This is a genomic window from Moorena sp. SIO3B2 (assembly GCF_010692525.1).
Classification (GTDB): domain Bacteria; phylum Cyanobacteriota; class Cyanobacteriia; order Cyanobacteriales; family Coleofasciculaceae; genus Moorena; species Moorena producens.
This window is the reverse complement of the sequence record NZ_JAAHHE010000393.1, coordinates 1-2,246: the sequence shown is the minus strand read 5'-3', so window position 1 is coordinate 2,246 and position 2,246 is coordinate 1. Positions and strand designations below refer to the sequence as shown.

General features: G+C 44.7%; 1 protein-coding gene. It reads right to left on the bottom strand.

Annotated features, from left to right (window positions below):
- Positions 1 to 2,143, bottom strand: a 2,143-nt coding sequence (locus F6K38_RS34425; protein ID WP_287359618.1) for a baseplate J/gp47 family protein, incomplete at its 3' end; no start/stop codon positions are given.
- Between the last annotated feature and the right edge of the window lie 103 nt (positions 2,144 to 2,246).

Below are 2,246 nucleotides of genomic sequence, written 5' to 3'. Positions count from 1 at the left end.
CTGGGTCAACAGTTTCGGGAACTGCAACCGCCGGAGTTAGCCTTAAGTTTAAAGTAGCGATCGCAACATCAACAACCTGGATATCGCTGGTAATGATAAACTTATTATCAGCATCAGCTAACTGAGTTTTTTCAAATTTGTTTACCTGAATTTGCGACTGTTCTTGGTCAATTATATCCTTAGCATTATTGTCTTCATCCAGAACATGAAAATCCTCCAGTTTCCAATTAATATCTAGCACTGATTCTACGGTTTTTGCCTGTTCAACTAGCTGCTCAAGTTGAATATTTTCTTCCGGTTGGAGTTGCTCAAGATAAGCACTAACCTGCTCCCGAACCTGTTGGTAAATTTGCTGCTTCTCTTGTTGGGTAACTGTAACCGGTAAAATCAGCTTCAAGGCTCCGGTAATGGTGAGTAATCTCTCATAGAGAAATACCGAACTGAGCTGAGCCTGCTCCACAAACGTGACATTAACGGTGTCGTCATACAAGGGAATCCCTGGTTGCCAGAAGAAGGGAATTAACTTGATTGCTTCGATGGTGGTGATTGTTTCAATTCTTGCCTTAATCTCACTCCTAACCACTGCCTGGGATGGTTTGAAGTCAGCAAAATAGTTTTGTAGCGCTTGTTCAATTGCCTGTTGTTTCTGGTCATCTAGTGCTTGAGCCTTAATTTGTAAGGCTACAGACAAGGGTTTGATTTCTGAGGCAACGCGAACCGAGTGGGGGGTGAACTTTTCTAAGATATCCACCTCTAGCCGTTTCACTGGCCTTTCGGAGGATTGATAGTGCTGGCGAGCCAGTTCAATGCCTTTTGAATGACGGATACTGGTGGTGAGGGTAAAATCAACTAAATCATTGACACCGTTACAGCCTAGTATCTTCCTCGTGAGTTGAGAGATGAGCAAGGGTTGACCCATTTTCTGGTCTTTGAGATGGGAGATAATTGTCTGCTGCACCTTTTCTTCCAACTGTAGCCGTTCCTCTGGAGACAGTTTCAGTCCCGGTTGGAGTTCAATTTGGAATACCCCATCAACGTTCACTGCTGTCGCCGGTTTAAGTAATGGGTAGATTCCCGCTGCCTTAACTCGGTCAATTTCTTGTTTGAGCTGACTAACTTTCTCAAGATCTCTAAAATCAATGCCATCAACAAATATTTCAATAATCCCAAAGTCTTGCCGTGAAATAGCCTGCTCATTGCTAACCGTAAGAGTTACGCTATCAACCTCTAAATCTTGCCAAGTTGCACTAGCCTGAGCTTCCCCAGCTGCTCCAGAAATCCCAGCCTCTACCTCTACTTCCACCTCTTGATTTTCACCTGCTGAGAGGATTACCTCTTGAGTGGTGTGATAGTCTTTAGTTTGTGTGCCTAAGATTTCGAGTTTTATCGTTGTCCCTTTGGGAACCTTAAGCTCTTCACTAAGGGAGCCACTCTTAGTAACCTTAACCTTGCCCTTAGCAAAGTGGAAGTTTTCTCTAACTTGCACTTCCCGCACCCCAGGTAAACTCAACAGAGCATTCCGGATGGAGGTAGTATTACCGCCACTGGTCGCCAGCAGGGTTTGCTTGGCTCTTTGGCGCAGTTGTTCGTCACTCTCCTGTAGTTTACCGGTAAATCGGAGGGTTTCTTGATTATTAACTGACTTGACACCTACTACTGGCTGAGGCATCACCACAATAGTTTCAGCTTCAGTTTCCTCTGTTTTACCCCGTCGTAGAGCCTGGACTCTCACCTGGGCAGTGGTTTGGTCTTTGGAAATCTTGCCTTCTTCAATGGTTTCGTAGGCTTTTTTGGGAGACTCCTGGGTATCTTCCGTGGTAACTAGTGTACCTTTGGGAATAAAAATATCTTCATCAATGCCGATATCTCGCGTAAAGGTAACTTTTCCGGTAGCATAATCCGGTTCTCCCCGCTTAATGCCTAAAATAGCAACTACTTTGTCAAGGTCAATGCCTTCGGCAGTATCCACAAAGCCAGACAGATATACCCGTTGCATCTGCTCGTAGAGGAGGGCGAGTTCCCAAGCAAAGGACTCGTATAGAGTGCGCACCACACTGCCTTCTTGAAAATCCGTTAGGGTGTCAGGAGTGCGACTCTGCATGGCCTCGAACAGTTGAGCAAAGCCTTTTTTCTCAAAAACCATCTCATTAAGCTCCAGCTAGTGAAGTTAAATTTTGCGTGTAATTTCTAGCTAATGAACTCATTACCCATTACCCATCACCCATTATTACCCATTACCCATTACC